Consider the following 17,914-nt stretch of genomic DNA (forward strand, 5'->3'; position numbering starts at 1 on the left):
CAATTCGGTGCGGTGGAGCCAGCGGCTTCACCGCATCGGGATTGCGGAGTCCGGCGCCGACCCAGTCCCGAAACCGCCGACGATTTTCCACGCGCGCAGATCGACGATCGCCACCCGGTCGCTCTGCAACGACGCATAGACCGTGTCGCCAATAATGGTCAGGCCCGGTGCCGCGGCTGGAAGCGGAAGATAGTCCTCCTCTGCCAATGTCGTCGGGTTCAGTCGCGACAAGCTCTTGTCCTGCGTATTCGAAACGATCAGCTTGCCATTGGTTTGGGTCACGATCCGGACGGCTTCACCGCGCATTGTGCGTTGCGAGCGTTGAGCCAGCGATGTCGCGTCGAGCGCATGTAACGTGCCGCTCGGACGATCGATGACGAACAGGGTCTCTTCGTCGACGCTCAACGTCATGGCTTCAGGAGCAACGCCGATATGCCGGCGTACCGGTGCGACGCCGGTGTCGTCCGGATCGACCATGATGACCGCGCCGCTCATGGTATCGGCAATATAGGCGCGATCCCCGTCGCGGCGGACAACCAGATAGTGGCTTCGCGTTCCGTTGACCGGGACCAGTCTCGAGGGTGCCTTGTCCGTCGCCGGTGTGTCGAAGCGCGCCAGGACGCTATCCTTTTCCGACAAGACGTATAGCCGGCCCTTCCTGTCCATTCTTACCGCGTGAAGTCGGCCGAAAGGGGATAGATCGATCGTTCGCGCCAATGTCCTCCGATCGAGATCGATGACCCAGATCTTATCGCCACCGACGCCTGCGGCTTTCCAGCTTTCGACGCCGTAATCGCCGACAAAGGCAAACCTACCCGCAGGGTCGGCGACGATCTCGTGCGGCTGGATCCCCAATGTCACCACGCCGACGCGTTTTCCCCCGGGGACGGCGTAAAACGCGACGCGCCCCTCATTTTTTCGACGACGGCAAGCGTCTGCACGCTCGTCTTGGACTTAGGAACGGTTTGCGCGATCCCGCGCGCGCCGATAGCCGTCGCGGCGACGACTCCCCCCGCGAGCGTCCAAAGACCTTGGCGACGGGTAATCAACGACATGGCAAAACTCCTATCGCTGTTGCAAAGCGATAGGCGGCAGGGAGGTTCCGCATGGTCCCCCATTCGCTTGATGACGGCGGGCTAGATCGCGGTGCAACAACCGATGTCGGTCGCCCGTGTCGACCGGGCGCATAGCCGTTTCGCTCGGACGAACACGCTCCGCTTCGTGCGGGAGGCACGCGCTCAAACGCGAGTTGTCGCCCGCTGAAGACAAACCAGCGGGCGATCGGTCTTTACGCGTCTTTGGCCTGAATGTTCACGCTCGTCTCGGCGAGCTTCGTCATATATTCGTCGCCGCCATATATGTCCTTGGTGGCCGCGCTCAGCGTCTTGTGGTCGCCCTTGAGGCCGAGCGCCTTGGCATAGGCCGCCGCCGTGCCGAACCCGGCGATACCGTAATGCGTCATGCGCTGATATTGCGCGATGATCATAACGTCCAGCAGCGGACCCTTGTCCGGTCCGTCCTCGAGGACATGCTTGGTCGCCTCGGCGGTCAGACCTTCCATGCCCTTGCAATGCTCCTTCGAGACCTTCTCGTCGTTCGATGCGATCAGGTCCTTCAGGATATCGGTGTGCTTCTCGATCCCAGCCTGCGATTTGGTCAGCATCGTCTTCAACGCTTCGTCGCTGGCCTTCGCGGTGATCTTCTTCAGAACCTTCTTCATCTGGTCGTTCGCCGACCAGAGGTCCTTCAGCTCGTCGGTATAGATGTCCTTGAGATCTTCGGGTGCCGACATGATGGAATCCTCTTTCTGCGCCGGGCGGCATGCCCGGTCTAATGTTGGAGATCAGATACGGCGGGAAAGTCAGCCAGAGCCGGAATGCTTCTGCTCGTCCTCGTAGCGGGCATCGGTGCCGATCTTGCCACCCGCCTCGGCTTCGGCGATGCCCGAGGTCTCGACGACATCGATCGAGCCGCCATCCCCTGCGAGGCCGCGTGAAGTACGATCCGCATCCGGGTCGGCGGCGATCGTCGATCCCGGATCGCTGTCCGATCCAGCGACGCCATTGGGCGCGCTGCCGCCGTCTTCGCCGGCCTGACCCCCACCGTGATAGGCGACGTCGCTCTAGCCGCCAGGCGCCATGAACCCGGTGTTGGTTGCGACCTTGCCGGCATGCGGATTGGGATAGGCGCCGCCGCCGCTTTCTCCGGCCGCGGACCGGCCGTGCACGTCCTCGCCGCTCTTGCCTGCAGGTGACGCGCCGACACCGTCGGGGGCGCCCTTGGTATCGGGATTGCCGCTTACCGGCATCAGGACTTTGTCGCTCATGGCGTATTCCTCACCGTATCGAGGGGGCAGGTAAGGGACGAACCGCCATGCGCGCTTCGTCCCCCGGGTTCATCACGGGCGCAGTACGACCTTGATGACGCCGTCCTGCTTGTCGCGGAACTTCTGGTACATCTCGGGCGCATCCTCGAGGCTGGCTGGATGCGTCACCACGAAGCTCGGGTCGATGTCGCCCGCCTCGATCCGCGCGAGCAGCGGCTTGGTATAGGCCTGGACGTGGGTCTGACCGGTCTTGATCGTCAGCCCCTTGTTCATCATCGCGCCAATCGGGATCTTGTCGCCCATCCCGACATAGACGCCGGGGATCGAGATCGTGCCGCCCATCCGGCAGCTCATGATCGCCTCGCGCAGCACATGCACGCGGTCGGTCGCGAGGAACGTCGCAGCCTTCACCTTGTCGATCACCGCGACGACGGCGCCGTGGCCCGAAGCCTCCGCACCCACCGCATCGATGCAGCTGTCGGGGCCGCGGCCCTTGGTGCGGGACTGGAGTTCGTCATAGACGCTGTCGACCTCCGCGAAGTTGATCGTCTCTGCGCCGCCGGCTTCGGCCATCGCGAGGCGCTCGGGAACCTCGTCGATCGCGATCACGCGACCGGCGCCAAGCATCAGCGCGGAGCGGATCGCGAACTGCCCGACCGGACCGCAGCCCCAGATCGCGACCGTATCGCCTTCTTCGATGTTCGCGTTTTCGGCGGCCATATAACCGGTTGGGAAGATGTCCGAGAGGAACAGCGCCTGGTCGTCGGTGACGTTGTCGGGCACCTTGATCGGCCCGATATCGGCCATCGGCACGCGCAGATACTCGGCCTGGCCGCCGCAATAGCCGCCCAGCATATGGCTGAACCCGAACAGGCCGGCGGGCGAATGGCCCATCGCCTTGATCGCCATCTCGGCGTTCGGATTGGTCCGCTCGCACGCCGAGAACAGTCCCTTGCGACAGAAGAAGCAGTCGCCGCAGCTGATCGTGAACGGCACGACGACGCGGTCGCCGATCTTCAGGTTGGTAACCTCTGAGCCGAGCGCGACGACGACGCCCATATTCTCATGACCGAGGATGTCGCCCGCCTGCATCGTCGGCTGATACCCGTCGAGCAGATGCAGATCGGACCCGCAGATCGCGCAGGCCGAGACCTTGATGATCGCATCGCGCGGATGCTTGATTTCGGGGTCGGCTACAGTATCGACGCGGACGTCGCCTTTGCCATGCCAAACGAGTGCACGCATGAAGATATCCTTTAACGTTATATAAGGAACGGAGGCGGTGATTCAGTGCTCGTCGAGCGGCTACGCAAGCGGAACGAATGTATCGAACAATGATATGAGCGGATAATAACGACCTAGTATCGATTAAAACATTATCGTGGATAGTATAGGTCAAGACGGATATTTATAGGTTTCGTCAATCTGTCATCAAAACCCAGATACTAACTGATGTTAAGGTCGTGATTTTCGATCGTCGAAATCACAGCGATCGAAGGCCTTACATCGTTCCTTGATGATCTATCTGATCTCTGAATTTCTTACTGATCAAGATTAACCATGAGATATTGACCTGAGATGCCGACTGTCTTTCTCTAAATGGTCCGATCGACCACAGTCCTATGTCTGATAATGATCATGACGACTTATGTCCCGATAAGTCACATTATCATAATGACTTAGTGGTGTGGGCCGGGGTGGCCGCTTTGCGGAGGAACTCTACCGGACCGAACGATGCTTGACCGTTTCCACGTTTCTCATGTTCTACCGGCTGACGGGCAATGGTCACGATAGCGGTGGGCCGCAGGTCGAGCCACCGTCCACCAACGAAGGTTCGGATGCACGCTCATACGACGCAGCGTCGCTAGCTAATTCAACGGGTCGATCGACTATGACTGGACGGTTGAGAGCGCCATCATAGCATGACCAATGCGCCGAACCCGAGTGTCGGATTAGCCTCGAACGTCAGGCGCCGACACCGCGTTCGTGCGCCCAGACGATCGCCGCGCTTCGGCGGTTCACGCCGATCTTCGCATACAGGCGTGCGACATGATTGCGTATGGTGTTGCGCGAAAGACCGAGCCGTTCCGCGATAGCCGCGTCGTCCATGTCCTGGCAGATCAGTTCGAGCACCTCGCGTTCGCGCTTGCTGAGATCGGCTGGCGGGGCGGATGCCTGCCCTGGTGCGCGCGGGTTTCGCAGCGTCGCCAGCTTATCCATGATCGAGCGGCTCAACCAGTTGGCATCGTTCATGACCGCGTCGATTGCCTCGACGAGCGCCAGTTCCCCGCGACGGCGCGCGGAGATATCCTGGTATAGCCACAGCACGCAGGGCGCTCCATCGATGCTGATCCGCTCGGCCGAAACGAGGCAATCGACCATTTCGCCGGTCTTGTGCAGCAGTTGGACATCATGACCACGGAAGCCGCCATGCTCGCTGATTTCAACCTCAAGCTCGTCGCGCTGCGCCGCATCGTTCCAGAGTTGCAGGTCGTCGGCGACGCGGCCGATTACGGCGCTCTCACTATGTCCAGTCAGCGCCTTGAACCCGGCATTGACCTGGACGATGCGGTTGTCCGCGCCGTCCGTCACGACCATCGCGACCGGTGCCATTTCGAATACCGAAGAGAAGTGACGTTCGCTTGCCTTCAACGCATGCTCCGCCCGCCGCCGCGGTTCGAGGTCGGCGAACGTAAATAGAAGACAGTCCTGATTGGAGATCTCGATCGGCTGGCCCGCAAGTATGACGAGCGTGGTTTCGCCATTCGCAAGCGGCAGTTCCGCTTCGAGCTGCGGGATCGTCTTGCCAGCGGAAATGCAGTCCTTGACGAAGGCCTTTCGGTCGACCTCCGCGAGAAAGTCCACATCGAACAGTGTCTTGCCGACGATCTGATCGCGGGTGTAGCCGGACAGATCGAGAAAGCCCTGATTGACGAGCACATAGCGCTGGTCGGCGACGCGGATGATAAGGGCAGGGGCCGGGTTGGCGTGGAACATCGCCTCGAACCGATCCTCCGCGTCGAAGCGCTCGGAGACGTCATTGATGACGAGCCCGAGGCAATCCGGCTCGCCGCCATCCTCGTCCATGACGATATCGCGCACCTGATGCACCCATCGCGGCTCGTCGGCGTCAACCGGCGCGACCTCGACGATCAGGTCGGGGAAGCTCTCGCCGGCGAGCAGCCGCATCAGAGGATATTCGCGTCGCGGCAGTTTGCGACGATCGCGATAGCGCAGCCGGAACCGAGTGGCGTACTCGTCGGCGGTTTGCCCGAGGTCCTTGACCGTGCGGACGCCGTGCATCCTCAGCGCAGCCGGGTTGGCGCTCAGGATCGTCCCTGTCGGATCCAGCAGGATCACGCCTTCGAGCAGCCCGGTCATCAACTGTTCGAGATGGTGCAGGGTCGGGGCGTGGAGCGGTTTGGCGGGGGTCTTGGTCATTGCGGTTCAGCGTCGCGCGGGGCTGTCGGTTCCCATCGTGGCGGCGCAAATATACCAATGGACCCAGTGCTTGGGCACCAACTTCGAAATCGTGGTGGCGCCCGCGATCTGAACGGATCGGTCGGTGAGACTGTTTAGTCACCTGTACCAATAGCATCCAGGAGCCTATCATGAACCTCATCATCCTTCTCGTCGTCGGCGGACTCATCGGCTGGGTCGCCAGCATGATCATGCGGACCGATGCGCAGCAGGGCGTCTTTCTCAACGTCGTCGTCGGCATCGTCGGCGCACTGCTGGCCGGCTTTCTCATCACGCCGCTGATCGGTGGCGCTTCGATCATGGACGGCGCGCTCAATATCCAGTCGATCCTGATTTCGCTGGTCGGCGCGGTGATCCTGCTCGCGATCGTCAACATGTTTCGTCGCGGCACGGTGCGCTGAGCGGACCGGAGGGCGGCGCTCGCGTGCCGCCCTCCACCATCCGTCATGATCCGGCTGCTGAAACCGCCGATTATGCCGTAACGCACGATTGCATTGCATCCGATGGCGCGCGACAAGAGCGTCGATCGGAGAATTCATGCGTCTAGCTATTGCCCTCATCCTGCTGCCGGCTGTTCCGCTCATGCAGGCCAATCTTGCGGCGCCGGAGGCCGTATCGACCTCGACCGCACGGGACGCGGCGTTGCTGGTTTTCCTCGACGGGGCGTATGACGAGCAACTCGCGCTCAGCCCGGAATCGCAGACGCAATTGGGCCTGAAAACCAATTACGGCCGGCTGGACGATTACACGGATGCCGCCGCGCTTCGTGCGGAAGCGCTGGCCGAGCGTCAACTGGCGGCGATGCGCGCGCAGTTCAAGCCGGCGCAACTCGGCGACAGTGCCCGTGTCAGCTACCGCCTGTTCGAGTACGAAGTCGAGCGCGGTCGACAGTCGTTGCAGTTCCGCAAGCTACGCTTTCCGGTCTCGACCAACGGCAGTCCGGCGGGTGACATCCCGGTCCTGCTCATCAACAACCACAAGGTCGACACGGTGGCCGATGCGACGGCGTACGTGGCGCGCCTTCGCGATACCGAGCGCGTCATGCGCGAGGTGTCCGCGACGATGCGGACGCAGGCAGCGGCGGGCATCATCCCGAACAAGGTCAATTTCGCCCCGGCGCGCGCCGATGCAAAGGCGATCATCACCGGCGCGCCGTTCGACACCGGTCCGGATTCAAGCGTCTGGTCGGATTTTCGCAAGAAGATTGCCGCACTGGCTGCGCCGGCGGCCGTGAAGACGAAGTTGCTGGCCGATGGCCGCGCTGCGCTGACCGGGCCGTTTCGCACGGGGTACGGCGTGCTGCTGACCGCTCTCGACGAAATCGAGCCACGGTCCAAAGGCAATTTTGGCGCATGGAGCCTGCCTAACGGTGCGGCTTATTACGCCGATCGACTGAAGAGTTCGACCACCACGGAACTGACCGCCGACCAGATCCACGAACTGGGTTTGAAGCAGGTTGCCGCGATCCGCCAGGAGATGGAGGCGATCAAACGCGAGGTGGGCTTCACCGGAACGCTGGAGGCGTTCTTCGATCAGATCCGTACCGATCCGAAGTTCAAATATCCGAATACGGCTGAAGGTCGCGAGCAATATCTCAGCGATGCGCGCGGCGTGATTGTGTCGGTCATGGTCGCGGCACCGCGCTATTTCCGGACGCTGCCCAAGGCGCCGCTCGAGGTTCGCGCGGTCGAGAAATGGCGCGAGGGCACGGCGTCGACCGCCTTCTACAATCCGCCATCGGCCGATGGTTCGCGTCCCGGTATCTACTATGTCAATCTGGTCGACATGAACCAGACGCAGAAGGTTCAGGTGGCTGGCATTGCCGCGCACGAGGGGGCGCCCGGCCACCACTTCCAGATCGCCCGACAGCAGGAACTGGCGGGTATCCCGAAGTTTCGCAAATTCGGCGGCTATGGCGCGTATGTCGAAGGTTGGGGACTGTATTCGGAGCGGCTTGCCAACGAGATGGGCGTCTACAAGACCCCGTATGACCGGTTCGGCATGCTGTCGCTCCAGGTCTGGCGTGCGATCCGCCTGGTGCTCGATACCGGTATCCATTCAAAGCGGTGGACGCGCGAACAGGCGGTTGCGTATTTCAAGGCGAACAGTTCGGTTTCGAACACCGACATCGGTCGCGAAGTCGACCGGTACTTCAACTGGCCGGGCCAGGCCACGAGCTATATGGTCGGGCAGCTCAAGATCACCGAATTGCGCGATCGGGCCAAGCGCGAACTCGGGGACCGCTTCGATATTCGCGACTTTCACGAAGCGATCCTGAGCCAGGGCGCATTGCCCCTGGATGTGCTCGACGAGCAGGTCGCCCGGTATATCGCGGACCGTCGCCGATAGGATCGCGGTGCTCGGCAATCGAGCGGCTCACACCGCGAGATCGTGCGTTTCGACATGCTCGGCGATGGCGCCCGTCGTCGTCCACCAGATCCGCGGATCGTTCGCCTCGCGGAGTTCCTCGAGAATTTTAGCAAGGGCCGGGACGCGGTGCGCCTGGCCCATGATATAGGGATGCAACGCGATCCCCAGGACCGAGGGGCGGCGGTCGGCCTCGGACAGTAGTTGGGCGACTGCGGCGCGGATCATCGTCGCGAAACCATCGGCCTCCTGATGACGTTGGATCACGGCGGGCAGATCGTTGATTTCCTGCGAATACGGTATCGACAACAGGCTTGAATGCGTGGTGGCGAGGCGCGTCGGCTGGTCGTCATGGGCCCAGTCCAGCACGTAGCGATATCCTTCCGCGGCCAGAAGGTCGGGTGTGATGGCGCTTTCCGAAATCCACGGGCCGAGCCAGCCCGTCGGGCGAATGCCCAGCGTTGCCAGTCGCTGCGTCACGTCGGCGATCATGCGGCGTTCACTGGTGTGGGACATGGTCGCCTGCGCGCGCGCATTCGTCCGTCCGTGCGCTGCGATCTCGTCGCCGCGGTCGCGACAGGCCTCGGCAAGGCCCGGACACCGATCGAGTATATCCGCGTTCAACAAGGCGGTCGTCCGCAGATCGAGCCTGTCGAACAGCTCGAACAAGCGCCATGCCCCGACTCTGTTCCCATAATCGCGCCAGGCGTAATTCATCACGTCGGGATCGGTCTGCGACGGCGCCAGTTCGGCACCCAAGCCACCGCCGAAATCGAAGACCTCGTGATTGACGCCGAGGTAGATCGCGAGCCGTTTGCCATCGGGCCAATCGTAATCGGGGCGGCCTATGATCGGCCGATACGGATAGCGGACAACAGATACGGGATTCATAGGGATGCAACGTATCGGCACACGATGCGATGCACGATGCTGGCGAATTACAGGCCGAAACAATCTTCCCGGTCAAAATGACAAAATGCTGATATTGATAGTGACTCGCAAAAGCGATCACGGTAGTGGACCTGCATAACGGGGGTTCAGCATGAGTGTAACGAGTTTTCTACTAGCCGGGGCGGCGTTCGTAGGTGCGCCCGAGATGGTTGCAGCGTCCGAGCCGGCGCGGGTCGGCAACGCTGCCGAAGCCGCCGACGACGCGCAGAAGTCGGACGAGATCCTTGTGCTCGGCAAAAGCTATGGTCGCGAAGTCGGCAAGACGGTCACGCCGCTGAAGGATACGCCGAACACCATCACCGTGATCGAGCGCGACCAGATCGAGGCGCAGAACCTGTTCACGCTGGAAGATGCGCTGACCGCGACCAACGGCATCACGGTCAATGGCGTCGGCAGCGAGGACCCTAGTTTTTTCTCGCGCGGTTTCGCGATCTCGAATTACCTGATCGACGGCGTGCCGAGCTTTGCGTTTAACTTTCCGTCGGCCGTCCCCGACCTGTTCTTCTACGATCGGTTGGAAGTGCTGCGCGGCCCCGCCGGACTGTTCAGTGGCTCGGGTAACCCCGCAGGCAGCATCAACATGATCCGCAAGCGCCCGCTCGACACGTTCAGGATGCAAGCGAGTGCCGGTTACGGCACCTATGACAATGCCCGGTTCGAACTCGACGTCTCGACGCCGATCGGTGCGAAGGCAGGCTTGCGTGTCGGCGCCATGGCGCAGGACCAGGACCAGTTCTTCGATACCGCGCACCGCAACCGGATCGGTGGCTTCGCGGTCGGTTCGCTAGAGATCGGCGATCGCACCACACTGACCATCGGCGGCAATTACGATCGCTTCCGTCCGGCGGTCCAGTCGGGACTGCCCGGCATCCTCGGTGGCCTCGACGGCAGCGATGGGCGATTGCTCGACGTGAAGCGGTCGACCTATCTCGGCGCCGACTGGAATCGGTTCAACGCGGAGACCTGGACAGGGTTCGCCGAGATCACGCACAAGATCAGCGATCGGTGGACGCTGCGCGCGACTGGCCTGTTCACCGATGTCGATCGTGTCGACATCTACAGCTATATCGGCAACCAGCCGGTCACCGTGACCAATGGTACGACCAGCCACATCGCGTATCGTGGCGACAGCAAGCAGCAGACGCGTTCGTTCGATTTCAACGGCATCGGCAGCTTCCCATTGTTCGGGCGCGACCAGGTTCTGATCCTCGGCGCGGATTATCAGGCGAGTTCGGGCACGTCGTATTTCACGCGCCTGTCCAATTACGCGCGGATCGACGTCTACAACCCGGTTTCGCCGCTCGAACCGCCGCTCGATCCGTACGCTGCGTCACCCTATTATCCGGTGCAGGGCAGTGGCGCGACGTGCCCCAACACCAGCACCGCGATCGTACCGGCGCCGGCCAATTGCGTGCTGCAAGTCTATGGTGGGTCGTCGACCGACGTCGAGCAATATGGTCTTTACGGGCAGATGCGCCTGAGTCCGGTGGACGGGGTGACGCTGATCGGTGGCGGGCGCCTGACGTGGTGGGACACGACGACGGCCACATTGCTGGCGCCGAGCGGCGTGCTGCCCGCGCCGACGCGCTATAGCATAGACAATCGCTTCACCCCCTATGCCGGGCTGGTCTAAGATGTGACGCCCGATCTGAACCTCTATGCCAGCTATGCGGACAGTTTCACGCCGCAGGCGGCACCGCTTGGAAGGACACGACCCGATGGCGAGCAGATCCAGCCGCTGATCGGCGCGCAATATGAGGCGGGAACCAAGCTGTCGCTGATGGACGATCGGCTGTTGCTGTCGGCGGCGGCGTATCAGATCACCCAGACCAACCGGTTGTTCAACGATCCCGACATCGCGACCGTCGTGCTCCAGACCGGCAAGGTCCGCGCGCGCGGCGTGGAGGCCGAGGCGTCGGGCGAGATCCTGCCCGGCTGGCGGATCAATGGCGGCTACACCTACACCAGGACCAAATATCTGGAGGACCAGACGACCGCGAACGAAGGTCTGCCGCTGGTCCCGATCATTCCGAAGCACATGGCGAAGGCGTTCACCAACTATGCGCCCACCGACGGCGCACTGGCAGGCGTCAGCGTCGGCGGCGGGGTGACGTGGTTCGGCAGCACCTACGGCGGCGTCGGCGCAGGAACGAACGCGAACGGATCGTTCCGTCCGTCGACGATCGTCCGGCAGGGGAGCTATGCCGTTGTCGATCTGCGGGCGGGCTACAAGCTGACCGAGCGGCTGGGCGTGTCGGTCAACGTCAACAACGTGCTCGACAAGACCTATTACGCGCGCATCGCCGCCACGGGTCGCGGCAATTATTACGGCAGCCCGCGCACCGCGTTCGCCACGCTTCGGTACACGTTCGAATGATCGCCGCGGGGGGGATGGGACGATGACGGCAGGGGACGGTCATGCGCGTGCACGCGGGGCGAGACGCGGGGATATTGCCCTGCGCATCGTCGCGGCCGTGCCGCTCGGCTACGCGACGTCAAGTCTGTGGGCGATGGCGATCGCGCGCATGCTGCCCGGCGATCGGGCGGAGGCGAGCGTGACCGCTTCGCTGATCGCGCTGGTGCTGTGCGCGGTGGCAGCCATGTGGTCGTTCGCGGCGCGTAGCGGCTGGCGCGCGATCTGGACGCTCGCTGCGGCCGGCGCGGCCGCAGGCGCGATCGCGTGGGGCTCGATCGACGCGACGGGGCGGCTATGAGCAAGGGGTTCCGACAGTCGCAGGCGTTTCTGCACACCTGGTCCGGGCTGTTGCTAGGCTGGATCCTGTTCCTCGTCTTCGTCGCGGGCACGATCGCGTTCTGGCGCGAAGGGCTCAATCGCTGGATGCGCCCCGAGCTTGCGCGCGTCGAACAGCCGATGCGGGTGCTGGCGGGCTCGCAGGCGTTCCTTGCCAGGAAGGCCCCCGATGCGAAGAGCTGGATCATCGCGGTGGCGACCGACCGGTCGCCGGGTGCGCAGCTATTCTGGGTCCCGCAGCCGAAACCCGGCGAGAAGGGCGGACGTGGCCGGCGCGGTCGCCGCGACACCCAGGCGCTGATCGGCGCCGACGGTCAGGTCGCGCAGGCGCGCGACACACGGGGTGGGGAGTTCTTTTACCGATTCCACTTCGATCTCCAGTATATGCCGGTGATCTGGGCGCGGTGGCTCGTCGGCTTTGCGACCATGATGATGCTGGTCGCCATCCTGAGCGGGATCGTCACGCACAAGAAGATTTTCAAGGATTTCTTCACGCTGCGGCGGGCCAAGGGCCAACGATCTTGGCTCGACGGCCATAATGCGACCGCGGTGCTGGCGCTGCCGTTCCACCTGATGATCACTTATACCGGGCTCGTCACGCTGATGGCGTTGCTGATGCCCTGGGCGGTCGTCGCGAATTACACCAACGAGCGCACCGTGTCGCAAACGCTGTTCCCGACCGCTGCCGTCGTCGAGCGCACCGGACGGCCCGCACCGCTCGTCGACTTGCGAGCGATCGCCGCCGATGCCGAACGTCGGCTCGGCGCGCCGGCGAGCTTTATCGAGGTCAGCGATCCCGGCGACGCGGCGGCCCGCATATCGGTCAGCCAGAGCGTCAATTCGATGCTGTCCTCGCGAACCCCCCGGCTGGCCTATGACGGTGTCTCAGGGGACCTCGTCTGGCGTTCGCCCCCGCCCGGCGCCGCGGCCGAGACTGCGGGGGCGATGATCGGCCTGCATGCCGGACGGTTCGCCGGTTATGGCGGGCGCTGGCTATATTTCCTGTTCGGTATCGCCGGTACGCTGATGGTAGCGAGCGGCCTCGTGTTATGGACCGTGAAACGGCGTGAGCGTCTGACCGACCCGAACCGGCCGCATCTTGGGTTTCGCCTGGTTGAGTGGCTCAACGTCGCGGTGATCGGCGGTTTTCCGCTTGGTATCGCCTGCTTCTTCTGGGCGAACCGCCTGCTGCCGTCGACCCTGGCAGGTCGGGCCGCCTGGGAGGTCCATGCGCTGTTCATCGCCTGGGGACTGGCCGCGCTGACCGCGTTCGTCGCCAAGTCATCGAAAGGCTGGCCGACGCTGTTCGCCATGACCGGGGTGCTGCTCGTCACCCTGCCGCTCTATGATATCGTCGCCACGGATCGCGGAATGGGGGCGATGATCGCGATCGGCGATGGCGTCATCGCCGGCGTCGACGCGACGTTGCTGGCATTCGGTGTCGCCTTCCTGATCCTGGCCAAAAGGGTCGCATTGCACCGCCCTCTCGTCAGACGGGATCGACCGTCACGACCACGCGCAGAGCGCAGCCTATTGCAGCCGGCCGAATGAAGGAGACGAGCGAATGAGTATCGTAGTGCCGATGTTGACCACGATCGCGTTCCTGCTTCTGGGCCTTGCCACCGATGCGCATCACCGTCGGTGGTTCGACGCGAGCGTTGGATTTGCACGACGCCGGATGTTGCGGATCAACGGATGGGCCATTCTGGTCGTCAGCGCAGCCCCGGCGATACTGATACGCGGCTGGATCTTTGGTCCGATCCTGTGGACGGCTGCACTCATGACGGGGGCCGGCTTGGCCTTCATGGTGCTCAATTTCGTTCCGGTGGGGAAAAATATGCGAAAGGTCGACCGTCGCTCGACATGATTGGCCAGCCCGGCGGTACCCGTTCCGTCTAAAACATGAAGGGCGGCCGGCCGGAACCGGCCGCCCCGATCGATCAGGCGATGCTGTGCTTGAGCGCGCTCATCTTGTCATGGCCTTCGCGGACCGATGCATAGCCGTCGGCGATCGCCTTCTGCGTGGCCGGCGACAATGCGGTGTCGTTCATCGCCGCTTCGTACTTCGCCTTGATGTGATCTTCGCCGCGCTCGACTTCCAAGATGATGGCCTTGTCGTCCTTGCCGGTCAGCGCCTGCTTCAGATCCATGAAGGTGCGGTGCGCCGCCGCCAGCATGCTCGAATCCATCTCCGGCTCGCCGCCGAGCGTGCGGACCTGGCCCTGAAGCTGCGTCGCGACCTGTGCGCGATCGCGCGCGAAGTCTGCGAACATCGTCGCATACTGCGTGCTCTCGGCGTCCTTGGCGGCGTCCTCATACCCCTTCATGCTGTCGAGGGTCGTCTTGATAAGGCCGTTCAGGACGGACACGTCGTTATCGTTGCTCATGGTAGCTCCTGTGATGAAGTCCGTTCAACGATCGCCGCGGTATTAAGTCGCGTTCAAAACGTCTTACGCCATGAATTTCGTCTGAGACCATATCGATACCCGACGCAATCAGATCGGCGTCTCGCCCGTCAGATAGAGCGTCATGGGCACGACGGCGGGAACCGATATTTCGGGGCGGGGACGTGCGGCGGCCGCCTGGATCCATGCCGGGCCATCGGGGCGGTGCCGGGTCGAACCGTCCGATCGTGTCGGCACCTTTCCGTATATGGCGGAACGATCCTGGCCGGGCGATCCTCCCCCGAACGACGCGGCGATATTGCCATAGGTCGAGGGATCGCGGCCATCCAGGCTGAGCCGGTCGTTCAAGTAACATGCCGTCGCCCAGGCCGTCGTCGGATCGGGTGTCATGGCGATGATCCGCTTGCCCCAGTACATCCGCAAATTGTTATGCATCCAGCCATCGACCAGGAACTGTCGTTGGCACGCGTTCCACGTTTCATCCCGTGTTTCGCCGTGAAGCAAGGCGTCGAGCGTCTCGAGGTCCGGTCGCGGATCCGGCGCATGCGCCTCTAGCGTCTCACGCGCCCATCCCGAAATCCGTGCGTAGCTTTCCGGTGCCGGCAGTGCACGGGCCTGATAATGAAACCATTCGCGCCACGTCAGCAATTCGTCGGCGAACTTCTCCTTGGCTCCGGCCGCGGCATCCGCCGCCTCGACGGTGGCCATGATCTCGCGCGGGCCGACGATCCCGAAATGCAGATAGGGAGACAGGCTGCTGGCGCCGATGGGATTGGTCGCGTCGTTGCGCGCGGTCGCATAGACCGGCAGCACGGTATCCATCAGGCGTTCGAGCTTCGTCAAAGCCCCCTCGCGACCAAGCGGGAACATCGCACTCGGCGGCACCGAATGGTCGATTGCGGCGGCAGCGACGAGCCGATCGATGTCGGCATCCGTGCTGGTGCCGAGTTGGTCGGGACTGAAGGGCAGAGGACTGTCATAGGCTTGCACTTCGGGTGTCAGGTCGGCGGTCGTCAGCCAGTCCCCCCGGGCGGGCTGATGGCGGCGGCGGAACGCGGTCGTCGAACCGATGTCGTCGCCGAGGACGGCAGGCGGTACGAGGCAGGCAGCGTTGACTGCAAAGACCGCGCGATCCACCCGCGCCGCGACACGCTCCGATTGCCAGCGCGCAACGAACGTCGGCTGATCCTCTATAACTACCGCAGCGCTGTCTGCCGCCAGCCGATAGACGAGCCCCTTTTCACGCTTTTCTGCCCGGTCGACATACTGGATGCAGGCGAGACCACGCTGCCTGCAGTCTCGCGCGAGATCGCGGCTTGCGCCCAGGATGAACCGATGCAGTCGATCCGACGCGTAAGGATAATCCTCGCGCAGGCCATGATAGACGAGCACGGGAAGACCCAGGTCATTCGCGAGGCAGATCGCCGCATCGATCACCGGGTTGTCGCGCGCGCGCAACGCCTGCTGCACCCAGCACAGGACGTAGCGTGCCTTGGGAAGGACATCGTGCCCATTCAGCGATCGAACGCGAGGCGCCTCGGACCAGGAGGCGAGAGCATCGGGAAGACGGGTGTTCATCGTTGCTCAACCCATGGATGACTCGGACGATCCCCGCCTTACGCGCCCCCAACGAGATCCGGCAAAGTCGGGATGCGCCGCCGGACCGGCAACGCACCCCGGGCGACGTCAGAACGTCATCCGGCCACCCAGCGACAGCACGACGGCGTGCGCGTTCTGCAACAGACCATTTGTGATGATCGGCGTCTGCACCGCGGTTCCTGCATACGCTGCCGTCACGCGGTCGATCGTCGTGTCGGAGAAGTCGACATATTGCGCCGCTGCGTCGAGAGCGATGTGCGACGTCAACTGGTACGAGCCACCCGCCGCATAGGTCCAGCGGTCGGCATCGGGCACGCGCGCATCGCGCAAGCCGTCCTGCGTCGGCGTCTTGGTGCGCTGGATACCGGCGCGGATCGTCGCCTTGGGCGTGACGTCGTAGTCGAGGCCACCGGCGAGGCTCCAGCTGTCGCGGTAGAATTCCGGGATCGCGGTGTTCAGCGGCGCGCCGAGATCGATCGTGTCGAACTTGCTCCAATTGTACGCCACGACCTGCGCATTGAGCGTCAGTGCATTCGTTGCACGGACGCGGCCCGCGACGATCACCTGACCGGGCGTGTTGAAGCTCGCCTTGGCGCCATCGATCGAGACGTTCGAACTGGCAAGCGGCCCGACCAGCCCGGTGATGTTCAGGCTGCCCTTCAGATTGTGGCGGATGCTCGACTTGTAGCTGACGCCGACGGTCGCGAAGTCGTTGTGCAACTGTACGCCTGCGGTCCAGCCGAAGTCCCAGCCATCGCCCTTCAACTCCTGGAACCCGTCCGGCAGCGCGGCGGACAGGTTGGGTAGCGCGTTGTTGAGCGTCGCATCGGTATATTCGACGTTCAGCGCAGCACCCACGCGCAGCCAGTCGGTCACCACGATACCGATCGACGGTTGCACGTCGATCGTCCGCAGTCGCGTCTTGTCGGCCGTGTACCGCGCCCAGCTGTTCGCCTCGTAATTGGTGGTGAAGCTGAATGGCGACGTCACCGAGACGCCGATCGCGATCCGGTCGGTCAGCGGATAGGCGATGGCACCCGACGGCACCACGCCTTTGTTGATCGGATCGCGCGAAGTGCCGTTGCCGCCGACCGGGGTGTAGTTGAGGCCGGTGGGCTGACCGGCTGTCGAGAAGGTCGGGCGACCGATGATCGTCCCGTTGTCGACCACGTCGCCCTTGGGCAGGATCGCGGTTGCGCTCAGCGTGACGCTGCCGTCGCGGATGCCGGCGATCGCCGCTGGGTTCCACCACAGGGATGCCGCGCCGGTGTCGGCGGCCTCGCCCGAGAATGCACGGCCTGCGCCGCGTGCGGACTGCGCCTGGAGATAGAAGGCGTCGGCATAGGCGGTGCTGGCGAACCCGAAGGCGGACACGAGCGCGGAAACCGCGAGGAGCGGGGCTTTGGTACGCAGAGACATGAACACGATCCTGAAAGCTGTACTGATTGGTCGGGGATTTGGTGGAGGTGGCGCGTCGCGTCTCAGCGCACGCGCGTCCAGGTCTGGGTCTTGCAGAGCGGGAAGAAGACGCAGCCGCGCAGCTTCAGCTGGTTGGCGCCAACGGGCGTGATCTTGCCGCTATAGGTCTTACCGTCCTCGGCATTGTAGACCTGGCCGCTGCTCCAGACGCCGTCCTTGTCGGCCTTGAAGCCGCTCAGCATCTGCATGCCCTGGATCGGGCGGTTGCGCAGCGCGGTGTTCGCGTTGTTCGCGTCCTTCATCGAAGGGTTCGCGCGCAACGCGTCGGAGGTGAGGATCTTGCCGCAGATCGACGGGCCGCAGCGGGCGATCTCGACGATGGCGTTGTGCGTCTCGGTCTTCCAGCGACCGATCACGGTCTCGGTCGTCGCGGAAGCGCCAGCGAGCAGCGCACCGATAATCAACAGGGACATCTTCTATCCTCTCCTTGTGTCGTTTGATGGCGCCGTATGTGTACGGTCACCGAATGTCTCGTCAGGCCGTCGACGTTACCGCGACCCTGTTGCCGTATACGGCAGCTATCGGTCTCGACTAGAATTGTACGAAGACAAGTCA

The 17,914-nt window shown here is 63.2% G+C and carries 15 protein-coding genes and 1 pseudogene; 6 read left to right on the forward strand and 10 right to left on the reverse strand.

Going from position 1 to position 17,914, the window contains the following annotated elements; translation table 11 throughout:
* Positions 1-27 precede the first annotated feature (27 nt).
* The 5 genes from U1737_RS02055 to U1737_RS02075 all read right to left on the reverse strand — a co-directional run bounded on the left by U1737_RS02055 (position 28) and on the right by U1737_RS02075 (position 5,767).
* Positions 28-861 carry an NHL repeat-containing protein gene (locus U1737_RS02055; protein WP_332795402.1) on the reverse strand — a complete coding sequence of 278 codons (834 nt, stop codon included), beginning with the start codon at positions 859-861 and terminating at the stop codon, positions 28-30.
* 427 nt (positions 862-1,288) lie between these two features.
* Complete coding sequence (locus U1737_RS02060; RefSeq protein ID WP_332795403.1) at positions 1,289-1,792, reverse strand: YciE/YciF ferroxidase family protein; 504 nt, start codon at positions 1,790-1,792, stop codon at positions 1,289-1,291.
* A 330-nt stretch (positions 1,793-2,122) separates the two neighbouring features.
* The gene (locus tag U1737_RS02065) at positions 2,123-2,326 is read right to left on the reverse strand and encodes a hypothetical protein (protein ID WP_332795404.1); all 204 of its coding nucleotides are present in this window, start codon (positions 2,324-2,326) and stop codon (positions 2,123-2,125) included.
* Positions 2,327-2,398: 72 nt separating this feature from the next.
* Positions 2,399-3,571 (reverse strand): zinc-dependent alcohol dehydrogenase, encoded by a 1,173-nt coding sequence (locus U1737_RS02070; protein ID WP_332795405.1) that lies wholly within the window; start codon positions 3,569-3,571, stop codon positions 2,399-2,401.
* Between the two features lie 720 nt (positions 3,572-4,291).
* Entirely contained in the window at positions 4,292-5,767 is a 1,476-nt protein-coding gene (locus tag U1737_RS02075) for a PAS domain S-box protein (RefSeq protein WP_332795406.1), read from the reverse strand.
* A gap of 170 nt (positions 5,768-5,937) precedes the next feature.
* Here U1737_RS02075 and U1737_RS02080 point away from each other — a divergent pair, with 170 nt between their 5' ends.
* Together U1737_RS02080 and U1737_RS02085 are read left to right on the forward strand one after the other, a co-directional pair.
* Complete coding sequence (locus U1737_RS02080; protein WP_093400148.1) at positions 5,938-6,207, forward strand: GlsB/YeaQ/YmgE family stress response membrane protein; 270 nt, start codon at positions 5,938-5,940, stop codon at positions 6,205-6,207.
* Between the two features lie 136 nt (positions 6,208-6,343).
* Positions 6,344-8,155, forward strand: a complete 1,812-nt coding sequence (locus U1737_RS02085; protein ID WP_332795407.1) for a DUF885 domain-containing protein — start codon at positions 6,344-6,346, stop codon at positions 8,153-8,155.
* 27 nt (positions 8,156-8,182) lie between these two features.
* Here U1737_RS02085 and U1737_RS02090 read toward each other — a convergent pair whose 3' ends face one another.
* A complete protein-coding gene (locus U1737_RS02090) occupies positions 8,183-9,064 on the reverse strand; it encodes a polysaccharide deacetylase family protein (RefSeq protein WP_332795408.1) in 882 nt (293 codons plus the stop codon).
* 205 nt (positions 9,065-9,269) lie between these two features.
* Here U1737_RS02090 and U1737_RS02095 point away from each other — a divergent pair.
* The 4 genes and pseudogenes from U1737_RS02095 to U1737_RS02110 all read left to right on the forward strand — a co-directional run bounded on the left by U1737_RS02095 (position 9,270) and on the right by U1737_RS02110 (position 13,743).
* Positions 9,270-11,501 (forward strand): annotated as a pseudogene (locus U1737_RS02095) (TonB-dependent siderophore receptor).
* Between the two features lie 22 nt (positions 11,502-11,523).
* Positions 11,524-11,838 (forward strand): hypothetical protein, encoded by a 315-nt coding sequence (locus U1737_RS02100; RefSeq protein ID WP_332795409.1) that lies wholly within the window; start codon positions 11,524-11,526, stop codon positions 11,836-11,838.
* Complete coding sequence (locus U1737_RS02105) at positions 11,835-13,427, forward strand: PepSY-associated TM helix domain-containing protein (RefSeq protein ID WP_332795410.1); 1,593 nt, start codon at positions 11,835-11,837, stop codon at positions 13,425-13,427. Before U1737_RS02100 ends, U1737_RS02105 begins: the two co-directional genes overlap by 4 nt.
* Positions 13,428-13,458: 31 nt before the next feature.
* Positions 13,459-13,743: a DUF3325 domain-containing protein gene (locus U1737_RS02110; protein ID WP_248521459.1), complete on the forward strand. Its 285-nt coding sequence runs from the start codon at positions 13,459-13,461 to the stop codon at positions 13,741-13,743.
* Positions 13,744-13,816: 73 nt separating this feature from the next.
* On the opposite strand, the gene U1737_RS02115 is transcribed toward U1737_RS02110, so the two are convergent.
* From U1737_RS02115 to U1737_RS02130, 4 genes are all read right to left on the reverse strand, one after another.
* Positions 13,817-14,263 carry a ferritin-like domain-containing protein gene (locus U1737_RS02115; RefSeq protein ID WP_248520833.1) on the reverse strand — a complete coding sequence of 149 codons (447 nt, stop codon included), beginning with the start codon at positions 14,261-14,263 and terminating at the stop codon, positions 13,817-13,819.
* Positions 14,264-14,371: 108 nt separating this feature from the next.
* Complete coding sequence (locus U1737_RS02120) at positions 14,372-15,859, reverse strand: deoxyribodipyrimidine photo-lyase (RefSeq protein WP_332795411.1); 1,488 nt, start codon at positions 15,857-15,859, stop codon at positions 14,372-14,374.
* A 108-nt stretch (positions 15,860-15,967) separates the two neighbouring features.
* Positions 15,968-17,299: an OmpP1/FadL family transporter gene (locus U1737_RS02125; RefSeq protein ID WP_332795412.1), complete on the reverse strand. Its 1,332-nt coding sequence runs from the start codon at positions 17,297-17,299 to the stop codon at positions 15,968-15,970.
* Positions 17,300-17,361: 62 nt separating this feature from the next.
* Entirely contained in the window at positions 17,362-17,772 is a 411-nt protein-coding gene (locus U1737_RS02130) for a DUF2147 domain-containing protein (protein WP_332795413.1), read from the reverse strand.
* Positions 17,773-17,914: the final 142 nt, after the last annotated feature.

The sequence above is a fragment of the Sphingomonas fucosidasi genome (genome assembly GCF_036663855.1).
In the GTDB taxonomy this organism is placed as follows: Bacteria; Pseudomonadota; Alphaproteobacteria; order Sphingomonadales; family Sphingomonadaceae; genus Sphingomonas; species Sphingomonas faeni_B.

Bases quoted from the DNA above. Each gene is read 5' to 3' on its own strand.
- U1737_RS02060 (WP_332795403.1), bottom strand. From the start codon at position 1,792: ATGTCGGCACCCGAAGATCTCAAGGACATCTATACCGACGAGCTGAAG.
- U1737_RS02065 (WP_332795404.1), bottom strand. From the start codon at position 2,326: ATGAGCGACAAAGTCCTGATGCCGGTAAGCGGCAATCCCGATACCAAG.
- U1737_RS02070 (WP_332795405.1), bottom strand. From the start codon at position 3,571: ATGCGTGCACTCGTTTGGCATGGCAAAGGCGACGTCCGCGTCGATACT.
- U1737_RS02075 (WP_332795406.1), bottom strand. From the start codon at position 5,767: ATGACCAAGACCCCCGCCAAACCGCTCCACGCCCCGACCCTGCACCAT.
- U1737_RS02080 (WP_093400148.1), top strand. From the start codon at position 5,938: ATGAACCTCATCATCCTTCTCGTCGTCGGCGGACTCATCGGCTGGGTC.
- U1737_RS02085 (WP_332795407.1), top strand. From the start codon at position 6,344: ATGCGTCTAGCTATTGCCCTCATCCTGCTGCCGGCTGTTCCGCTCATG.
- U1737_RS02090 (WP_332795408.1), bottom strand. From the start codon at position 9,064: ATGAATCCCGTATCTGTTGTCCGCTATCCGTATCGGCCGATCATAGGC.
- U1737_RS02100 (WP_332795409.1), top strand. From the start codon at position 11,524: ATGACGGCAGGGGACGGTCATGCGCGTGCACGCGGGGCGAGACGCGGG.
- U1737_RS02105 (WP_332795410.1), top strand. From the start codon at position 11,835: ATGAGCAAGGGGTTCCGACAGTCGCAGGCGTTTCTGCACACCTGGTCC.
- U1737_RS02110 (WP_248521459.1), top strand. From the start codon at position 13,459: ATGTTGACCACGATCGCGTTCCTGCTTCTGGGCCTTGCCACCGATGCG.
- U1737_RS02115 (WP_248520833.1), bottom strand. From the start codon at position 14,263: ATGAGCAACGATAACGACGTGTCCGTCCTGAACGGCCTTATCAAGACG.
- U1737_RS02120 (WP_332795411.1), bottom strand. From the start codon at position 15,859: ATGAACACCCGTCTTCCCGATGCTCTCGCCTCCTGGTCCGAGGCGCCT.
- U1737_RS02125 (WP_332795412.1), bottom strand. From the start codon at position 17,299: ATGTCTCTGCGTACCAAAGCCCCGCTCCTCGCGGTTTCCGCGCTCGTG.
- U1737_RS02130 (WP_332795413.1), bottom strand. From the start codon at position 17,772: ATGTCCCTGTTGATTATCGGTGCGCTGCTCGCTGGCGCTTCCGCGACG.